Source organism: Caballeronia sp. GAWG2-1 (assembly GCF_023631405.1).
GTDB lineage: Bacteria > Pseudomonadota > Gammaproteobacteria > Burkholderiales > Burkholderiaceae > Caballeronia.
Genome location: NZ_JALQDD010000027.1, coordinates 97998 through 113114, shown reverse-complemented (window position 1 = coordinate 113114; position 15117 = coordinate 97998). Strand labels below are relative to the sequence as shown.

Annotated in this window: 18 protein-coding genes; 9 read left to right on the top strand and 9 right to left on the bottom strand. The window is 63.2% G+C overall.

The features are described 5' to 3' along the window. The first annotated feature begins 9 nt into the window (after nt 1-9). Together NCR98_RS16965 and NCR98_RS16960 are read left to right on the top strand one after the other, a co-directional pair. Complete coding sequence (locus NCR98_RS16965) at nt 10-1101, top strand: NAD(P)/FAD-dependent oxidoreductase (RefSeq protein ID WP_502799768.1); 1092 nt, start codon at nt 10-12, stop codon at nt 1099-1101. Nucleotides 1102-1139: 38 nt separating this feature from the next. Continuing rightward, nucleotides 1140-1850, top strand: a complete 711-nt coding sequence (locus NCR98_RS16960) for an extensin-like domain-containing protein (RefSeq protein WP_250526744.1) — start codon at nt 1140-1142, stop codon at nt 1848-1850. A gap of 10 nt (nt 1851-1860) precedes the next feature. Here NCR98_RS16960 and NCR98_RS16955 read toward each other — a convergent pair whose 3' ends face one another. Further along, the gene (locus NCR98_RS16955) at nt 1861-2550 is read right to left on the bottom strand and encodes an HD domain-containing protein (protein ID WP_250467140.1); all 690 of its coding nucleotides are present in this window, start codon (nt 2548-2550) and stop codon (nt 1861-1863) included. A gap of 23 nt (nt 2551-2573) precedes the next feature. Continuing rightward, nucleotides 2574-2708, bottom strand: coding sequence for a hypothetical protein (locus NCR98_RS33330; protein WP_255784629.1), 135 nt, complete (start codon nt 2706-2708; stop codon nt 2574-2576). 165 nt (nt 2709-2873) lie between these two features. Between NCR98_RS33330 and NCR98_RS16950 the strand changes: the two genes are divergently transcribed. Continuing rightward, complete coding sequence (locus NCR98_RS16950; RefSeq protein WP_250526743.1) at nt 2874-3842, top strand: GlxA family transcriptional regulator; 969 nt, start codon at nt 2874-2876, stop codon at nt 3840-3842. Nucleotides 3843-3959: 117 nt separating this feature from the next. Beyond that, nucleotides 3960-4457 carry a hypothetical protein gene (locus NCR98_RS16945; protein ID WP_250526742.1) on the top strand — a complete coding sequence of 166 codons (498 nt, stop codon included), beginning with the start codon at nt 3960-3962 and terminating at the stop codon, nt 4455-4457. 116 nt (nt 4458-4573) lie between these two features. On the opposite strand, the gene NCR98_RS16940 is transcribed toward NCR98_RS16945, so the two are convergent. Continuing rightward, entirely contained in the window at nt 4574-4855 is a 282-nt protein-coding gene (locus tag NCR98_RS16940) for a hypothetical protein (protein ID WP_244829605.1), read from the bottom strand. 230 nt (nt 4856-5085) lie between these two features. Between NCR98_RS16940 and NCR98_RS16935 the strand changes: the two genes are divergently transcribed. From NCR98_RS16935 to NCR98_RS16925, 3 genes are all read left to right on the top strand, one after another. Beyond that, nucleotides 5086-5703 (top strand): OmpW/AlkL family protein, encoded by a 618-nt coding sequence (locus NCR98_RS16935; protein WP_250526914.1) that lies wholly within the window; start codon nt 5086-5088, stop codon nt 5701-5703. Between the two features lie 200 nt (nt 5704-5903). Next, entirely contained in the window at nt 5904-6464 is a 561-nt protein-coding gene (locus NCR98_RS16930; protein ID WP_244829606.1) for a hypothetical protein, read from the top strand. 240 nt (nt 6465-6704) lie between these two features. After that, nucleotides 6705-7109 (top strand): GFA family protein, encoded by a 405-nt coding sequence (locus NCR98_RS16925; protein WP_250467132.1) that lies wholly within the window; start codon nt 6705-6707, stop codon nt 7107-7109. A 4-nt stretch (nt 7110-7113) separates the two neighbouring features. Here NCR98_RS16925 and NCR98_RS16920 read toward each other — a convergent pair whose 3' ends face one another. After that, nucleotides 7114-8124, bottom strand: a complete 1011-nt coding sequence (locus NCR98_RS16920) for a zinc-binding alcohol dehydrogenase family protein (RefSeq protein WP_250467130.1) — start codon at nt 8122-8124, stop codon at nt 7114-7116. Between the two features lie 107 nt (nt 8125-8231). Here NCR98_RS16920 and NCR98_RS16915 point away from each other — a divergent pair, with 107 nt between their 5' ends. Then, entirely contained in the window at nt 8232-9119 is an 888-nt protein-coding gene (locus NCR98_RS16915; protein WP_284503870.1) for an NAD-dependent protein deacetylase, read from the top strand. A 44-nt stretch (nt 9120-9163) separates the two neighbouring features. On the opposite strand, the gene NCR98_RS16910 is transcribed toward NCR98_RS16915, so the two are convergent. Then, entirely contained in the window at nt 9164-10408 is a 1245-nt protein-coding gene (locus NCR98_RS16910; RefSeq protein WP_250526741.1) for an aminotransferase class V-fold PLP-dependent enzyme, read from the bottom strand. A 264-nt stretch (nt 10409-10672) separates the two neighbouring features. On the opposite strand from NCR98_RS16910, the gene NCR98_RS16905 reads away from it, so the two are divergent. Next, nucleotides 10673-12376 carry a methyl-accepting chemotaxis protein gene (locus tag NCR98_RS16905; protein ID WP_250526740.1) on the top strand — a complete coding sequence of 568 codons (1704 nt, stop codon included), beginning with the start codon at nt 10673-10675 and terminating at the stop codon, nt 12374-12376. A gap of 160 nt (nt 12377-12536) precedes the next feature. Here NCR98_RS16905 and NCR98_RS16900 read toward each other — a convergent pair whose 3' ends face one another. The 4 genes from NCR98_RS16900 to NCR98_RS16885 form a co-directional block, all read right to left on the bottom strand. Continuing rightward, entirely contained in the window at nt 12537-12974 is a 438-nt protein-coding gene (locus NCR98_RS16900) for a PRC-barrel domain-containing protein (RefSeq protein ID WP_244829612.1), read from the bottom strand. A gap of 162 nt (nt 12975-13136) precedes the next feature. Beyond that, a complete protein-coding gene (locus NCR98_RS16895; RefSeq protein WP_244829613.1) occupies nt 13137-13352 on the bottom strand; it encodes a hypervirulence associated TUDOR domain-containing protein in 216 nt (71 codons plus the stop codon). Nucleotides 13353-13409: 57 nt separating this feature from the next. Then, the gene (locus NCR98_RS16890; RefSeq protein WP_250526739.1) at nt 13410-13832 is read right to left on the bottom strand and encodes a DUF1810 domain-containing protein; all 423 of its coding nucleotides are present in this window, start codon (nt 13830-13832) and stop codon (nt 13410-13412) included. A gap of 20 nt (nt 13833-13852) precedes the next feature. Beyond that, entirely contained in the window at nt 13853-14785 is a 933-nt protein-coding gene (locus NCR98_RS16885; RefSeq protein WP_250467122.1) for an aldo/keto reductase, read from the bottom strand. Between the last annotated feature and the right edge of the window lie 332 nt (nt 14786-15117).

Sequence of the window (15117 nt, the reverse complement as noted above, 5' to 3'; positions counted from 1 at the left end):
GTCCGTTCAATGCTGCGTTTTGCGCAGCAGGCACCGGACCCCGCAATGAACGATCACGCCATCCACACCACCGACGTCCTCATCGTCGGCGCAGGCCCCGTCGGGCTTTTCGCCGCCTTCGAAGCCGGCGTGCTCGGCCTTTCGTGCCGGATTGTCGACACGCTCGGGCGCATCGGCGGGCAATGCATCGAACTTTATCCCGACAAGCCGATCTACGACATTCCCGCCGTTCCGTCGTGCACCGCGCGCGAACTCGTGGATCGTCTGCTCGAACAGATTCGTCCGTTCGACGTGCCGATCCACCTCGATCAGCGCGTGATATCGGTGGCGCAACGCGAGGATCATCGCTGGACTGTTGAGACCGAGCAGGGCATGCGTTTCGATGCCGCCGCCATTCTGATCGCCGCGGGCAATGGCGCGTTCGTGCCGCAGCGCCTGCAAGTGCCGCAAGCTGAAGCGCTCGAAGACAACGGCGTGCACTACAGCGTCGCGCGTCTGGCAGATTTCGCGGACCGCGAGGTCATCGTCGCGGGCGGCGGCGATTCCGCGCTCGACTGGGCGCTGGCTTTGCGCGGCGTCGCGAAGAAGCTCACGCTGGTGCATCGGCGTAACGGGTTTTCGGCGGCGGCGGCATCCGTGGCGGCAATGAAGCGCGCCGTGGAGGCGGGCGAGATGGCGTTCGTCGTCGGCATGATCGATTCGCTCGACGCGCCCGGCAACACCTTGCGCGGCGTGCGTATCAAGCACGTTGACGGCACCACCGATCTCGCCGCCGACAAGCTCGTCGCGCTGTATGGCCTCGTGGCGGATCTCGGGCCTATCGCCCAATGGAACCTGGATGTGCGCGGCGGACGCATCGAAGTCGATACCTCGTATTACGAGTCGTCGCGGCCGGGCATTTTCGCGGTCGGGGATATCGCCAACTATCCGAACAAGCAGAAGCTCATCTTGTCGGGCTTTCACGAGGCATCGCTCGCATTGCGCAAGGCTTACTCGTACGCTTACCCCGACAAGAAGCGCGTGCACGTTCATTCGAGTTACGACGCGAAGCTCGCGCAGCGCGTGCAGTCAGGCGGCACGCACGCGGCGGAAGGGAGCTGACGGTTGCGCGTCGATCCGCTTCGACCAGGGCGCGCGTCTTGATCGGTCGATTCATCGCGTGGCTGCTGCTGGTGGCGTGCGTCGCGGCGCTCGGCCTGGGCTATGCGGTCTATGCGCGCCGCATTAGCGTACCCGCGCAATACGATCCTTTCACGCCGCTCGATGTTCGCGCGCCACCCGACTTCTTCACCACGTTCCGACGTTGGCGCACGCTGCACGACGCCGACATGTGCCGGGCCGCGCTCGAACAATCTGGGCTCGACTATCGGCCGATGGCGGATTCATCGGCCCCCGGCGGCTGCGGACTCAAGGACGTGGTGCGCGTGACGCAATCCGCCGAAGTTCGCTACAGCTCGCCGTATCTCGCCACGTGTCCGCTCGCGCTCTCGATGGCGTTCTTCGAGCATCGATACCTGCAGAGCGCCGCCGTCGAACTCTTCGGCGAACGCGTGACGCGCATCGAGCATGTTGGCAGCTACGCGTGCCGCAACGTGAATCATCGGCAAGACGGCGCGCTCAGTCAGCATGCAAGCGCCAATGCCATCGACCTCACGGGTTTCGTGCTCGCCGACGGCAAGCGCATCACGCTCGCGCGCTGGGACGATTCTGCATCGCCCGAAGCGAGCTTCCTGCGACGCGTCCACGAAGGCGCATGCCAGTCGTTCGACACGACCCTCGGCCCCGATTACAACGCGCTCCACAAGACGCACTTTCACGTCGACATGGGCCCGTATCGCATCTGCCGCTGATGCGTTCACGTCACGCGTGCTGATGCGCCGGATTACGGCAGGTCGAATGATCGTGAGGACCATCGCTCCATGCCGAGCCGAGGATGATGCTGCAGAAGTTCAGCCGCTTGTAGTTCGGGTCCTTCAGCGCGAGCACGTCTGCTTTCACGTTGCCAAACGTCGTTTCGGGCTTTTTGATGGTGCCTTGCGCGAACGCATCGATGATGCCTTCCTTGAAATTCGCTTCCCGCGGATGTGCCGCCACCACGAGCCGGCGCTGATCCGCCGTGAATTCGTCGTAAGCAAGCCCGAGCACGTCCATCTCAACGCCTGCCGTCACGAGCGCGACGACCGGCTTCTTGTACTGCGGAATGCCCGGCGTCGTGTGCAGCGCGATGGCATCCCATACTTGTTCGATCTCACCTTCGCCGATGCCGTAGCCGAGCAGGAAGTCGCGCGCCGCATTCGCGCCATCCACTTCGAAGCGGTCGTGCGCGCTGCTGTAAGCATCGACGAGTCCCATGTCATGGAACATCGCGCCGATATATAAGAGTTCCGCGTCATACTTCAGTTGCTTGCGTTCGCCGGCGAGCGCACCGAACAGGAACACGCGGCGCGAGTGGTGATAGAGCAAGTCGGGTTCCGTATCGCGCACGAGTTGCGTGGCTTCGCGCGCCATCTTGCTGTCGGGAATGCGAATGCCAGCGATGATTTCGTTCATTTCAACTACTCCTTGAAGGTTGTTCAGCTGATGTGGCTCGGCGAGATGGGATCGCTTGCCGGAAAAGTTTCGGCCAGCGCTTCATCGAGCAGATACTCCTGCAAGTCGGCATGCGCGCTGCGTTCGATATCGACGCGGGTGTTTGCTGATGTGTCCATTGCACTCGCCTCCGTGGCGTGAGACATTGCGTTGCATTGCGTTTCGATGAGTATCAGTGTCGGCAAAACGCGCGGTCGCGACAATGAAAACGACGCGTCGAACTCTGCCAGTCGCACGCTGTCTTCTGCCATGTGTTTTCAACGAGCTAAAAACCGCCTTCGCCGATGCCCACCGTTGCCCTCGCGATCTTTCCCGGCGTGCAGGCGCTGGACGTAGCCGGCCCCGTCGATGTCTTCGCGGAAGCCAATATGTTCGTACCCGCCGCCGATGCCTACGCAATCACGCTCGTCGGCCCCGAAGCGCTTGCGGTGCGCGCATCGAACGGCACGCGGCTGTTGGCGGACGTCTCATGGCATGAAGCGCGCGGGCGCTACGACACGGCGCTCGTCGCGGGCGGTCCGGGTCTGCCTTTCGATGAGCCCGATCCCGATCTCACCGCCTGGCTCGCCGATGTCGCCGCGAAATGCGAGCGGTACGGCTCGATCTGCACGGGCGCGTTTGCGCTGGGTCATGCCGGTCTGCTCGACGGGCGCGGAGTGACCACGCACTGGCAGAATGCGCCGCGTCTGGCCGAGCGCTTTCCACGGGCGCGCGTGGAGCTGGATCGCATCTATATGCGCGATGGGCGGCTCGTGACGTCGGCCGGAGTGACGGCGGGTATCGATGTGGCGCTCGCGCTCGTCGCGGAAGATCACGGGCCGCGCGTGGCGCTCGCGGTGGCGAAGCGCCTCGTCGTGTTCGCGCAGCGGCGCGGCGGACAGTCGCAGTTCAGCCCTTATCTGAGCGCGCCTGCCGACGAGACATCGCCGGTGGCGAAAGTGCAGGGTTACGTGATGGAGCACATCGGCGAAAGGCTCGCAGTGTCGCAACTCGCGAAGGTCGCGGGCATGAGCGAGCGCAATTTCGCGCGGGCCTTCGTGCAGCTCGCGCAGATGACGCCGCACGAGTTCGTCGAGCGCGCGCGGGTCGATGCTGCGCGCAACGCGCTCGAAAGCACGGATACGCCGCTCAAGACCGTGGCCTACGAATGCGGCTTCGGCACCGCGGACCGCATGCGCCTCGTGTTCATGCGGCGGCTCGGGGTATCGCCGAACGACTATCGGCTGAGCTTCAGGACACGCTTTTCAAAGTGATGGAACAGGCGTCGCCGTGCGTTCGCTAAAATTGGGATAACGAGGCGTGCCGCTGTTGCGGCTTTTCTTGCTGCGGGCACGCTGCATCGCAAACTAAATCGACAGACGGAAGATCGAATGACGACACAAGCGTCCCACGTGCAGGACCCCTTCGAGCGGCGCGCATTGCTGCTGCATCTCGGCGATGTGCTGGAAACCGTGTTCTGCCTGAGTCAATGCGCCGATGACTATCCGAGCATCGCCGATGCGGTGCGTGGTAACGATGCGCTCGCGGACTTCACGCTGCTTGGCTTCGTCGCGGGCGACATGACGCCGCGCGAGTTCATCCGACGCGCGTCGGGCGCGTTTTTCGTGTGGCCGAAGGCGCTGCTCGACGAGACGCTCAATCGGCCGATGCTCGCGAATACCGTGCGTCACGATCTATTCGAAGACAACGCGAAAGGCTGGGATGCGTATGTCGAGGAACGACGCCGCGAGGTGGCTTGGTTTGGCGAGGACTTGCCGGAGGCCGAGCAGAACACAGCGTCATTGGATACAGCCGAGTCCAGCGATTCAGCGAAGACGTCGCGGTATGCGACCTGGCCGTGGCCGGATAAGGCGAAGGATGCGTCATAGCGTGCCAAGCAATGGTCGATGGGGCGAGGACATTCGCAGCCTGTTCGTAACGCATCGAGGCGCGCGGGCCTATGGACACGTCCGCGTTCTGCGATCCTCCCAACCCCGCACGAAGCTCAGGGCTTCTTGCTCATACTGCCCGCGCCCGCATCCATTCCCAGGCCATTCGGCCGATCCGGCGCTGGTCCCTTTCCCGCCGAGGTCTTGCCCGGCGTCGTCTTGAGCGCATCGCTCGCCGATGCCGCCGCCGCGGCAGGTGGCGTCGAGCTGTGTTCCTGATAAGCCGGAGTACTGTCGTAGTGCAGCTTGTTCGGTTGCTGGGCGCTTGCCACGACTGCGATCGTGCCGCCGAGCAGTATCCCCGCCGTGCGGCTGAGTGCGCCGATTATCGGTTTCATGTATCGCCTCCCGTTGTTGTGCGCCCGACTGTAGCCAGCAAACAACGGACCCGCGAACATAGCTTGTTCTCGCGCAAAGTCCCCCGCAGGAGAGCAGACCACGGCGTCTTGCCTTGACGCGCATCAACGCCGGGCTGTGCTGCGCTCGGGACAATTCCTGTGCAGGACATCGATCCAGAACAGGGAAACCAGCAATGAAAACAGTGAAAGCAGGCATTAGCGCCATCGTCATGGCATGCGCGGCATTGTGCGCGGGCATGGCACACGCGGCGGAAGATTCGTCGTCGAACGTTTCGATGAGCGGCATCCATGCAGGCGATGTGCTCGTGCGGTTGCGCGCCATCAGCATCGAGCCGCAAGTGAGCGCGGGCGGGGCGCTCGGCACGCTCAACACCAACGTGAACAACTCCATCGTTCCCGAACTCGACTTCACCTACATGATTCGCGACGACATCGGCGTCGAGCTGATTCTCGCGACCTCGCGGCATCAGGTGACATCGAGCATAGGCGGGCTGGGCGGCGTGGGTGTTTTGCCGCCGACCTTGCTGTTGCAATACCACTTCAATCATGCGGGACGCGTGCGGCCCTATGTCGGCGCGGGTATCAACTACACGCTCTTCTACAACGACAAACTGAAAGCGGGCGACGCCGATGTCTCCATCAAGCACAGCAGCTTTGGCCCCGCGCTTCAGGCGGGCGTCGATGTGCAGGTCGCGAAGAATCTGTTCGTCAACGCGGACGTCAAGAAGATCTGGATGCGCACGAGCGCGTCGGCGGGCGGCGTCGATCTCGGCTCGCTCAAGATCGACCCGTGGGTGTTCGGCGTTGGCGTGGGCATGAAGTTCTAAGGGCGAAACAGGCGGCGACCGACCCGTTTTATCGAAAATTGGCGGATGAAGCCGGTGCTTCTGGCGTGGAACACTTTGCCGGCACGGTATTCTTGCAGCAGGCCCGGCGCAGACGCGCGCGGTCACCTGCCGCCTGAGGCCGGCGTGACCCCGTGCGAGCTGCAACGACTAATAACACCGCATCGGGGAAACGCAAGCCAATGAGACCTTCCACTTACGCGGGATTCGCTTTGCTCGTCAGTTGTGGCGCGGCCTTCGCGCAACAACCGCTCGCCTTGCCCGGCCGCAGTCAGAGCACGGGGCAGCAGAGCGTCGACAACGCGGCCTGCTACGCCTATGCCAATCAGACGACCAAGGTCGTGATGGCGCGCGAGCCGCAGACCGCACCCAAGAACAACGCCATCGAGACGCGCACGCTCGGGGCTCCGCGCCCGGTTGAGCCGCCGTTGCCGCCGGTTGCATCGGGCGCGCTGGCCGCGTCGGCGGCGCCGGCATCGGGCGCATCCGCGACGATGGCGGGCCGGCCCGCAGGCGCTTCGGCGACGGTTGCCGCGGGCGCATCGGCGCCGATGGGCGCATCCGGAGCCGCGGTCGCTGCAGGTGCTTCGGGCGCATCGGGCGCCGTGGCGGCCTCGGGCGCATCGGATGCAAATTACGCCGAGATGAAAATGCCGCCGATGCCGCCGCCCGAGCCGCCAATGGTGCGCTACTGGCGCGCGTACGGCGAGTGCATGCAAAATCGCGGTTATTACGTTCGCTGAAGCCGAGGGCCGCCGATGAGCGCATTCGCTCGAGTGCGCTCGTTGCATCGGCTAATGCAGGGCGCTTGTCGCGCTCGTGGCTATACGGCTGAAGCAGACGGTGAAAGAGTATTCAACTCTTGCGGACGCGGCCAGACAACACGGCCCAGGCAGTCTGCATCGTGCGACCTACGCTCATAACGAACGCGCCCGAGGGCCAAGCGATTAGAAGCTCCTTGCAGCGCGAAACGGAGACTTCAGATGAACGCCATGACGTCCCTTCACGAAGGCCAATGCGCGTGCGGCGCCGTGCGCCTTGCGGTTTTCGCGCGGCCGCTGCAAGTCAATCTCTGCCACTGCATGACATGCCGCCGCATTCACGGCGCGCCGTTCGGCGTCTATGCCATCTTCGAGCGCGACGCCGTGCAGATCACGGGCGATACCGTCGCTTGGCAAAGCTCGGAGACCGGGCATCGGCATCATTGCCTGACATGCGGCTCGCCTATCTATCTCGCCTTCGACGGCGTGCCGGAAATCGAAGTGCCAACCGGCATCTTCGACGAAACCGGCCTCTTTCCGCCCACTTACGAAATCTGGTGCAAAAACGCCGAGCCGTGGCACGACGCGCAGGGCAGGCCGCGCTTCGCGCGCGGCCGGCAGAACTAGTTCATCAGCACTCGACGATTGCCTTCACCACGCCCGCCTTCGGGTCGAGTAGCGACGAGAAGCGCTCGGGCACGTCGGCGAGCGTGAGCCGGTGGGTGTTGAGCGCATCGGTCGGCACTTCGCCGCGACGCATGGCATCGAGCACGGTCTCGAAGTCCTCGGGCGTTGCGTTGCGGCTCGCGAGCAAGGTTGCTTCGCGCTTGTGAAACTCGGGATCGGCGAACGAGATGCGGTCCGGCACGATGGACACCAGCACGTACTTGCCGCCATGCGCGATGAATTCGAAGCCGCGTTCCATTGCGCGCGAGTTGCCCGTGGCATCGAAGACGACATCGAAGAATTCGCCGTTGGTGAGGCTCGACAACTCTTCCTTGTCGCGCTCGCCGATTTGCACGGTCGCGTCCGCCTTCAACTCGCGGCGGCAGAAGTTCAGGCGATCTTCACGCGTGTCGAGCGCGGTCACGTTTGCGCCGCGCAGACGCGCAAAGGTGATCGCCGCCATGCCGATCGGCCCCGTGCCGACAACCAGCACGCGTTGTCCCGGTTGCACATCCGCGCGACGCACCGCATGCGCGCCGATCGCGAGGAATTCCACCATCGCGGCCTGATCGAGCGTGACGCCTTCGGCCTTGTGGACGAATTGCGCGGGGAGGTTCAGATACTCCGTGAACGCGCCGTCGCGATGCACGCCGAGCACCTGAATGTTCACGCAGCAATTGGTTTTGCCCTGGCGGCATGCAATGCACTTGCCGCACGACAGATAGGGCATGACATAGACGGTGTCGCCCGCCTTGAGTCCGCTCGATGCATCCGCCTCTTCGATCACGCCGGAGAGTTCATGCCCCATCACGCGCGGATAGGACAAGAACGGCTGATTGCCGGTGAAGATATGCAAGTCGGTCCCGCACACGCCGACGCGCTTCACGCGCAGCAGCACTTCGTTGTCGCCGCGCGCGGGCTTCTCGCGCTGTTCGGCCTTGAGGGTTCCGGGGGTTTCGCAGATGACGGTCAGCATGGCGTGTCTCTTTATGTGGTTCGTGTGGGGGCGACAGCGCATTAATTTAGCGATACGCGGCGATCTGGTCAAGCCAATTTAGTATTCGATAAAGTGGTAAGGCCGGATTGTGCGTCAGCGCGGCGGCGCGTTTCGCCTTATATTCTGAGCATCTCAATAAGGTTTCAGGACGGCACGTGCTTGCACTTCAGGATTTTGTCGAGCGGCACCCGCGGCTATTCGTGCTGTCGGGCGCGGGTATCAGCACCGAGTCGGGTATTCCCTGTTATCGCGATCGCGAGGGCCAGCGCACGGGCCGTCAGCCGATTCTGCTGAAAGAGTTTCTAGGCAACGACTACGCGCGCCGCCGTTACTGGGCGCGCAGCCTGATCGGCTGGCCGGTGGTGGCGGATGCGCAACCGAACGCGGCGCATCACGCCGTGCGGGCGCTGGCGGCGCGTTCGCGGGTGCATCGGCTGGTGACGCAGAATGTCGATGGCTTGCATACGCGTGCTGGAAATCCCGATGTCATCGAGCTGCACGGCAATCTCGGCCGCGTCCGCTGCATGGCTTGCGGCGCGGCGCTTACGCGCGTGGCGGTGCAGCGGATGCTGGAAGAAGCGAACCCGGATTTTACGAATTACACGGCGCCGTCGGTGCCGGATGGCGATGCGCAAATCGAGAACATCGACTTCGCTTCGTTCAATGTGCCGGGCTGCACGCGTTGTGGCGGCGTGCTCAAGCCGGACGTGGTGTTCTTCGGCGAGAGCGTGCCGCGCGCGCTGGTGCAGGACGCGGCAAGCTCGCTCGAAGCCGCCGACGCGATGCTCGTGCTCGGGTCATCGTTGATGGTGTATTCGGGCTATCGATTCTGCGAATGGGCGGCGAAGAGCGGCAAGCCGATTGCGGCGATCAATATCGGCAAGACGCGCGCGGATGCATTGCTTGCGTTGAAGGTCGAGGCGCCTTGTTCGGAGACGCTCGAGGCGTTGATCGAGGGGTTGGATGGGGGGTGAGCGGGGACGCTCGATGCGTTGAACGAGCGTTCCCACGTGTCCACTCAGCCCGCTTCACCCGCCATCGAATCGATCCCCTCCAGCAACCTCTCCGCCTGCTCCATCCGCGTAAAAACCCCCGGCGTCACACGCACGACATCGCTTGCATCCGGAATCGGCCGCGCGACCGTGAACACGCCAAACCTGTCCTTCAACGTCTTCACGATGACATCGCTCGCCAGTCCTTCGATGCGAAACGCAGTGATACCCGCCGTCATCGATGCATCCGCTGGTGTCATGATCCGCACGCCCGGCAGCGCGCGCGCCGGTTCGGCCCAGGCGTCGCGCAAGGCCCGCAGACGCGCTTCCTTCGAGCGCGCGCCAATGCGCTGATGCAACTCTAACGCCGCCGGCAACGTGAGCCAAGCCGCGAAGTTCGGCGAACCCGTGTGCACGCGCGAGCGGATATCGTCGGCGGGCCAGGTCGTATCGCCGAGATAGGGACTAATTGAACCGAGACGCTCTTTCTTGATGTAGATCGCCCCACAACCGAGCGGCGCGCCAATCCACTTGTGCAGATTCAACGCGACAAACGGCGCGCTGAGCGTCGGCACGTCGAAGTCGAGCATGCCCCAGGAATGCGCGGCATCGACGATCACGTCTGCGCCCGCAGCTTTCGCGAGCGCCGCGATCTCGCGAACCGGCGGCACCAGCCCCGTCGCAAAACAGACATGCGACAGCAGCACGAGCTTCGTGCGCGGATGCGCTTTCAACGCCGACGTGTAAGCGTCGAGCACGGCCTCGCGCGTGGCAGGCTCGGGCATCGTCATGCGCACCGGCTCGACGCCGCGCCGTTCGCGCAGCCATTCCATCGCATCGCGTCCGCACGGGTAGTCGAGGTTGCTGTAGAGCACGGTATCGCCCGGTTCGAGGCCGTTATAGCCGCTGATGAGCGCAAGCAGCGCCTCGGTCGCGTTGCGCGTGAGCTCGATTTCATCGGCGGAACAGCCCATGGCGCCAGCAAGACGCTGACGCAAGCCATCGTGGATCGTCATCCAGTGAGGACGCACGAGCAGCGTGGTTTCGTGGTTCAGGCGATCGATCCAATAATGGAACATTGACTTCACCGGCTCGGCCATGGCGCCCCAGTAGCCGTTTTCCAGATTGATCAGGTCGTCGGACTGTCTATACAGCCCGCGCACCGCGTCCCACCAGTCTTCGGCATGAGCGATGTTCGTGGCAGGCGCGACGGGTAACGCGGCCAGGGCGGCGTTGAATTCAGGCGTGCGGAAGTCGAGATGTTCGGTCATCGGTCTTTTGATCGCGTGAGGAGCACCAAGTATCGCCGATGAAGTATCGATTGGACAAAGTTACCGCCGTTGCGACGAAGGTATGGACAAAATGCCGACTAATCGTATTTCCGCCCCTTCAGACTTCGCAACCGCCCGCCGTAATAGTTCCTAGAGCGCCAAGCCCCGGATGAGGGCAAACGTTCGCTTGTACGCCGCGTAAGGCGCACGAGTCGAACATACGACGCCGAAACAGTTCCACGAACTGACTGAGAGAACCTTCAAATGAACCTTAGAAACATCACGATCAAGAACAAACTGGTCGCCGGCTTCGGCATTCTTGCCGTCCTCGTGGTGCTCGTCGCAGGCATGTCGCTGCGCTCGCTTTCCCAGGCGACCGACGGCTTCGCGAACTACGTCAACGGCATCAACGCGCGCGCCGATGTGGCCAGTCAGTTGCGCACCGCGGTCGACCGCCGCGCCATTGCCGCACGCAATCTCGTGCTCGTCAGCAAGCCCGCCGATCTCGAATTGGAAAAAGCCCAGGTCACGCGCGCTCACGCAGACGTGCAGGCGCGCCTGAAACAACTCAAGGACATGATCGCCTCGGCGAGCGACACGAGCGAGAAGGCCCGTGGCCTCGTCGCCGAAATGGCGAGCGTGGAAGGCTTGTACGGCCCGGTGGCGACGGATATCGTCGGCCTCGCGCTCGCCGGCAAGCACGACCAGGCGATCTCCAAGATGGACGACGAATGCCGTCCGCTGCTCGCCCAACTGGTCAAGGCCACCGACGACTACGCGAGCTACACGGCCACGCGTCGCGAAGAGATCGTGCGTGATTTCGAAGCTCAGTACGAGATGCAGCGCAACGTGCTGATCGCGCTGTGCTCGTTCGCCACGCTGTTCGCGGTGGCCGCGGGCTTTGCGATCACGCGTTCGATCACCCGGCCTATCGAGGACGCAGTCGAGATCGCGCAAACCGTGGCGCGTGGCGACTTGCGCAGCACGATCATCGCCGATTCGAAGGACGAGACTGGCGACTTGCTGCGTGCGCTTGCCGAGATGAACGAACGCCTGACCGAAACCGTGAGCCGTGTGCGCGACAGCAGCGGCGCGGTGGGCGGCGCCGCCAAGGAACTGGCCACAGGCAACACGGACCTGAGCCAGCGCACTGAAGAGCAGGCGGCGTCGTTGCAGGAAACGGCGGCGAGCATGGAGCAATTGACGTCCACGGTGCGTCAGAATGCCGACAACGCGCATCAGGCGAGTTCGCTCGCGTCGAATGCCTCGAATGTCGCGCGAAAGGGCAGCGATGTGGTCGGTCGCGTGGTCGACACCATGCACGGCATCAGCAACAGCTCGTCGAAGATCGCGGAGATCACGGGCATCATCGAAGGCATCGCTTTCCAGACCAACATTCTGGCGCTCAACGCGGCCGTTGAAGCGGCGCGCGCGGGTGAACAGGGACGCGGCTTTGCGGTCGTGGCAAGCGAAGTGCGCAGCCTCGCGCAGCGCTCGTCGTCGGCGGCGAAGGAGATCAAGGAACTGATCGCCGATTCCGTCGAAAAGGTGAAGGACGGCTCGGCACTCGCGAGCGAAGCCGGTACGACCATGACCGAAGTAACGCAGGCCGTGGCTCAGGTGACCGACATCATGTCGGAGATCGCGGCAGCATCGGCGGAGCAGGGACGCGGCATCGAGCAGGTGAATCAGGCCATCACGCAGATGGACGAGGTCACGCAACAGAACGCGGCGCTCGTCGAGGAAGCCGCGGCCGCATCGCAGGCGCTGGAAGAGCAGGGCCGTCGCCTGAACGAAGTCATGGCGTTCTTCGTGGTCGAAGGCGGTGGTATTGCGCCCCGGTCGTATGCGCCTGCCGCGCCCGTGGCGCGTACTGCCGCGCGCGTTGCCGCACCCGCGCGTACGCGGCGTGCTGCGCCCGTGGCGACCGCTGCGGCGACGCATGGCGACGAGTGGAGTTCGTTCTGACCGATCGCGCGCAGTAGCGCGTTGAATCTGCGTCGGACCGATGCCGTGCGTAGCGGCGTCGAACGAACGCCGCCACGGCTTTGAAGCGTGCTTACTTCGATACGACGAACTCGCAAGCGGCCTGCAGCGGCGCAAACCTCACGCCGCTGCCTGCCAAGCATCAGTGATGTTCGAACTCCGCACGCGGCTTCGGCGTTGCCTTGACCTTGGTGTACTGGAATTCGGGCAGGGCCTTGATCGCGTCCTTCGTCGCGCCGGGCAGCACGAGCTTTCCGCCCTGGAAATCGAGTTGTTCGACCGGAATGGCGACGTCGTGATGCGAGACGCCGAGGAACTGGTTTGCCGCGATGATCGCGAACGAAACCGAACGGTCTGGCGCCACGATGATGTCGTGGATCACGCCGACCTTCGCGCCCTGTTCATTGAAGACGGGCTTGTTGAGAATCGACTTCCTGACACTCCAGCCGTCGATGATGGCGGTCGATACCTCGACCGATACGCCGAGCGTCTGTGCGCCCGCAACTTGCGCGTAGGACGCGGTGGAAGTCAGGCCAATGGCCGATGCGGCGAAGAGCAGTGCCACGAGTTTCGAGTTCATCTTCCAATCCTCAAAAGATTTGGCAAATCAGTTCTTGGGAATTGCGCGAATCTAGCGCGGTAGAAGTGTGAACGTTTATTGCGAATTTTGCAGGGAACGTGCTCATACGCACGGCGTGCACCCGCTTGGGGCGCACGCCGTGACGCGGAAATCGAAGAAAATTCAGTGTGAAATGCGTTTCAGCGCTTCCGCTTTGTGCACGGCATGCTTGCCGCTCTTGTCGCTTTCCACCTCGTAGTGCGGATCGGACTTCGATGCATTGACCGTATGGCCATCGACTGTCGTGCGTTCGTGGATCACTTTCACGACATGGCCCGTGGTCTCGCCCTGCGGCGTATTCCAGCTAACGTGATCGTGCAGCTTGAGGGATTGAGTCATCGCGTCTCTCCATCGTTGAAGTGCCAACGAAAGCGCAACGGCCATGCCCACGCACGGCTACTTCAAGCGGGCGAGCGTCCCTTCATCCTCGTGGCCATCGAAAAAGCGTTGCAGCGCGTCGTTAAAGATCGCGGGATCGGGCGCGGTGCGCGCGAAGAGCGTCATCGACGAATGAAACTTCATGTCGTCCGGATACCCAAAAACTTGCTCGACGCTCGAATTCTTCACGCCATTGACGATGCCAGTCAATTCGACGAGCCGCGCGCCGAGCACAGGATGCGCGATATACGCTTCGGCTTCCGCGCGGGACTGGATAGCGTAATGCCGCGCCATGTGGCTATGGCCGAGACCTGCGATTTGCGGGAACACGAACCACATCCAGTGCGTGCGCTTGCGGCCGGCGGACAACTCGGCGCGCACGTCGTCGATGACGGCTTCTTGTGCATCGACGAAGCGTTGAAGATCGAAGGTATCGCTCATGGCATGTCCTGGCTCTCTAGTCACGCGACGGCATCCGCGATGCGCTTTCGCAGCGCCGCATCCGGATAATCGCCAATGCCCGCGCGCACGTTGTCGATCATGTACTCGCGCCGTCCGGTGCCCGGAATCACGCAAGTGACGGCAGGGTTTCCCAACACGAATTTGAGCAGAAGCTGTGCCCAACTCGTGCAGCCCAAATCGGCCGCGAACGCGGGCAGCGGTTTTGCGCGAAGCGAGGCGAGCAGCGAGCCGCCGCCGAACGGCTGATTGACGAGCACAGCGACGCCGCGCTCGGCGGCAAGCGGCAGCAGCCGTTCCTCGGCGTCGCGGTCGTTGGCCGCGTAGTTGATTTGCACGAAGTCCACACGCTCGGATCGCAGCACCGCTTCGACCTGCCCGAACGCGCTCGACGTGTAATGCGTGACGCCGATATAGCGCACGCGCCCGGCCGCTTTCCAATCGCGCAGCGTGGCGAGTTGCGTGCGCCAGTCGAGCAGATTGTGGATCTGCATGAGGTCGATGCGCGGCGTTTTGAAAAGGCGCATCGACTGTTCCATTTGCGCGATGCCCGCCTCGCGTCCATCGGTCCACACCTTGGTGGCGATGAACGCCTTGTCGCGTGCGTGCAATTCGGCGAGCAGGTCGCCCGCGACGGCTTCGGACGAGCCATACATGGGCGATGAATCGATCACCGAGCCGCCCGCCGCGAACAGCACGCGCAGCACTTCGGCGAGTTCGCGACGGCGGGCGGCGTCGTCGCCGACGTCGAATGTGCGCCACGTGCCGCAGCCGATTACAGGCAGCGCTTCGTTGCTCGATGGAATCGGGCGCTTGTGCATGGGCGTCGACTGCGAGGGCGCGATCTGCGCGATGAGCGGGTTTGTCGCTCCGGCGAGCGCCGCCGTGGCCGCGACACGCAGGAACCGTCGGCGATCCGGTGAACGGCCGTTCATGGCAGAGAAGAACCATGACGCCGTGCATGGTTCGAGTTAGGCAAAGGCATCATCGATCAGGCTCCTGGCGAAGACATGCAAGAACAGACGCAATGTCCGGTGCAACCCGCGTCTCGCAGCAGGATAACCTGATACCGAAACGAACGATGCCGGCGCTTCTTCTTCCTGGGCTCGTCGAGACAGACTCGGAAACGGTTACCATAACCGGCGCGTTTGTTTCACGTGCGTGCTCGCCTGATCGATACGCTTGCGTCTATGCTCGGAAGTCGTACCCGGCAACGAAAGCTCGATCTGACATTTTTTTGCAGCTAAGGCGAACCGTGCAGTTAGCA

Coding starts and splice junctions, on each gene's coding strand:
- NCR98_RS16965 (WP_502799768.1), top strand. CDS start 10: ATGCTGCGTTTTGCGCAGCAGGCACCGGACCCCGCAATGAACGATCAC.
- NCR98_RS16955 (WP_250467140.1), bottom strand. CDS start 2,550: ATGAACGAAATCATCGCTGGCATTCGCATTCCCGACAGCAAGATGGCG.
- NCR98_RS33330 (WP_255784629.1), bottom strand. CDS start 2,708: ATGGACACATCAGCAAACACCCGCGTCGATATCGAACGCAGCGCGCAT.
- NCR98_RS16950 (WP_250526743.1), top strand. CDS start 2,874: ATGCCCACCGTTGCCCTCGCGATCTTTCCCGGCGTGCAGGCGCTGGAC.
- NCR98_RS16945 (WP_250526742.1), top strand. CDS start 3,960: ATGACGACACAAGCGTCCCACGTGCAGGACCCCTTCGAGCGGCGCGCA.
- NCR98_RS16940 (WP_244829605.1), bottom strand. CDS start 4,855: ATGAAACCGATAATCGGCGCACTCAGCCGCACGGCGGGGATACTGCTC.
- NCR98_RS16935 (WP_250526914.1), top strand. CDS start 5,086: ATGGCATGCGCGGCATTGTGCGCGGGCATGGCACACGCGGCGGAAGAT.
- NCR98_RS16930 (WP_244829606.1), top strand. CDS start 5,904: ATGAGACCTTCCACTTACGCGGGATTCGCTTTGCTCGTCAGTTGTGGC.
- NCR98_RS16925 (WP_250467132.1), top strand. CDS start 6,705: ATGAACGCCATGACGTCCCTTCACGAAGGCCAATGCGCGTGCGGCGCC.
- NCR98_RS16920 (WP_250467130.1), bottom strand. CDS start 8,124: ATGCTGACCGTCATCTGCGAAACCCCCGGAACCCTCAAGGCCGAACAG.
- NCR98_RS16910 (WP_250526741.1), bottom strand. CDS start 10,408: ATGACCGAACATCTCGACTTCCGCACGCCTGAATTCAACGCCGCCCTG.
- NCR98_RS16905 (WP_250526740.1), top strand. CDS start 10,673: ATGAACCTTAGAAACATCACGATCAAGAACAAACTGGTCGCCGGCTTC.
- NCR98_RS16900 (WP_244829612.1), bottom strand. CDS start 12,974: ATGAACTCGAAACTCGTGGCACTGCTCTTCGCCGCATCGGCCATTGGC.
- NCR98_RS16895 (WP_244829613.1), bottom strand. CDS start 13,352: ATGACTCAATCCCTCAAGCTGCACGATCACGTTAGCTGGAATACGCCG.
- NCR98_RS16890 (WP_250526739.1), bottom strand. CDS start 13,832: ATGAGCGATACCTTCGATCTTCAACGCTTCGTCGATGCACAAGAAGCC.
- NCR98_RS16885 (WP_250467122.1), bottom strand. CDS start 14,785: ATGAACGGCCGTTCACCGGATCGCCGACGGTTCCTGCGTGTCGCGGCC.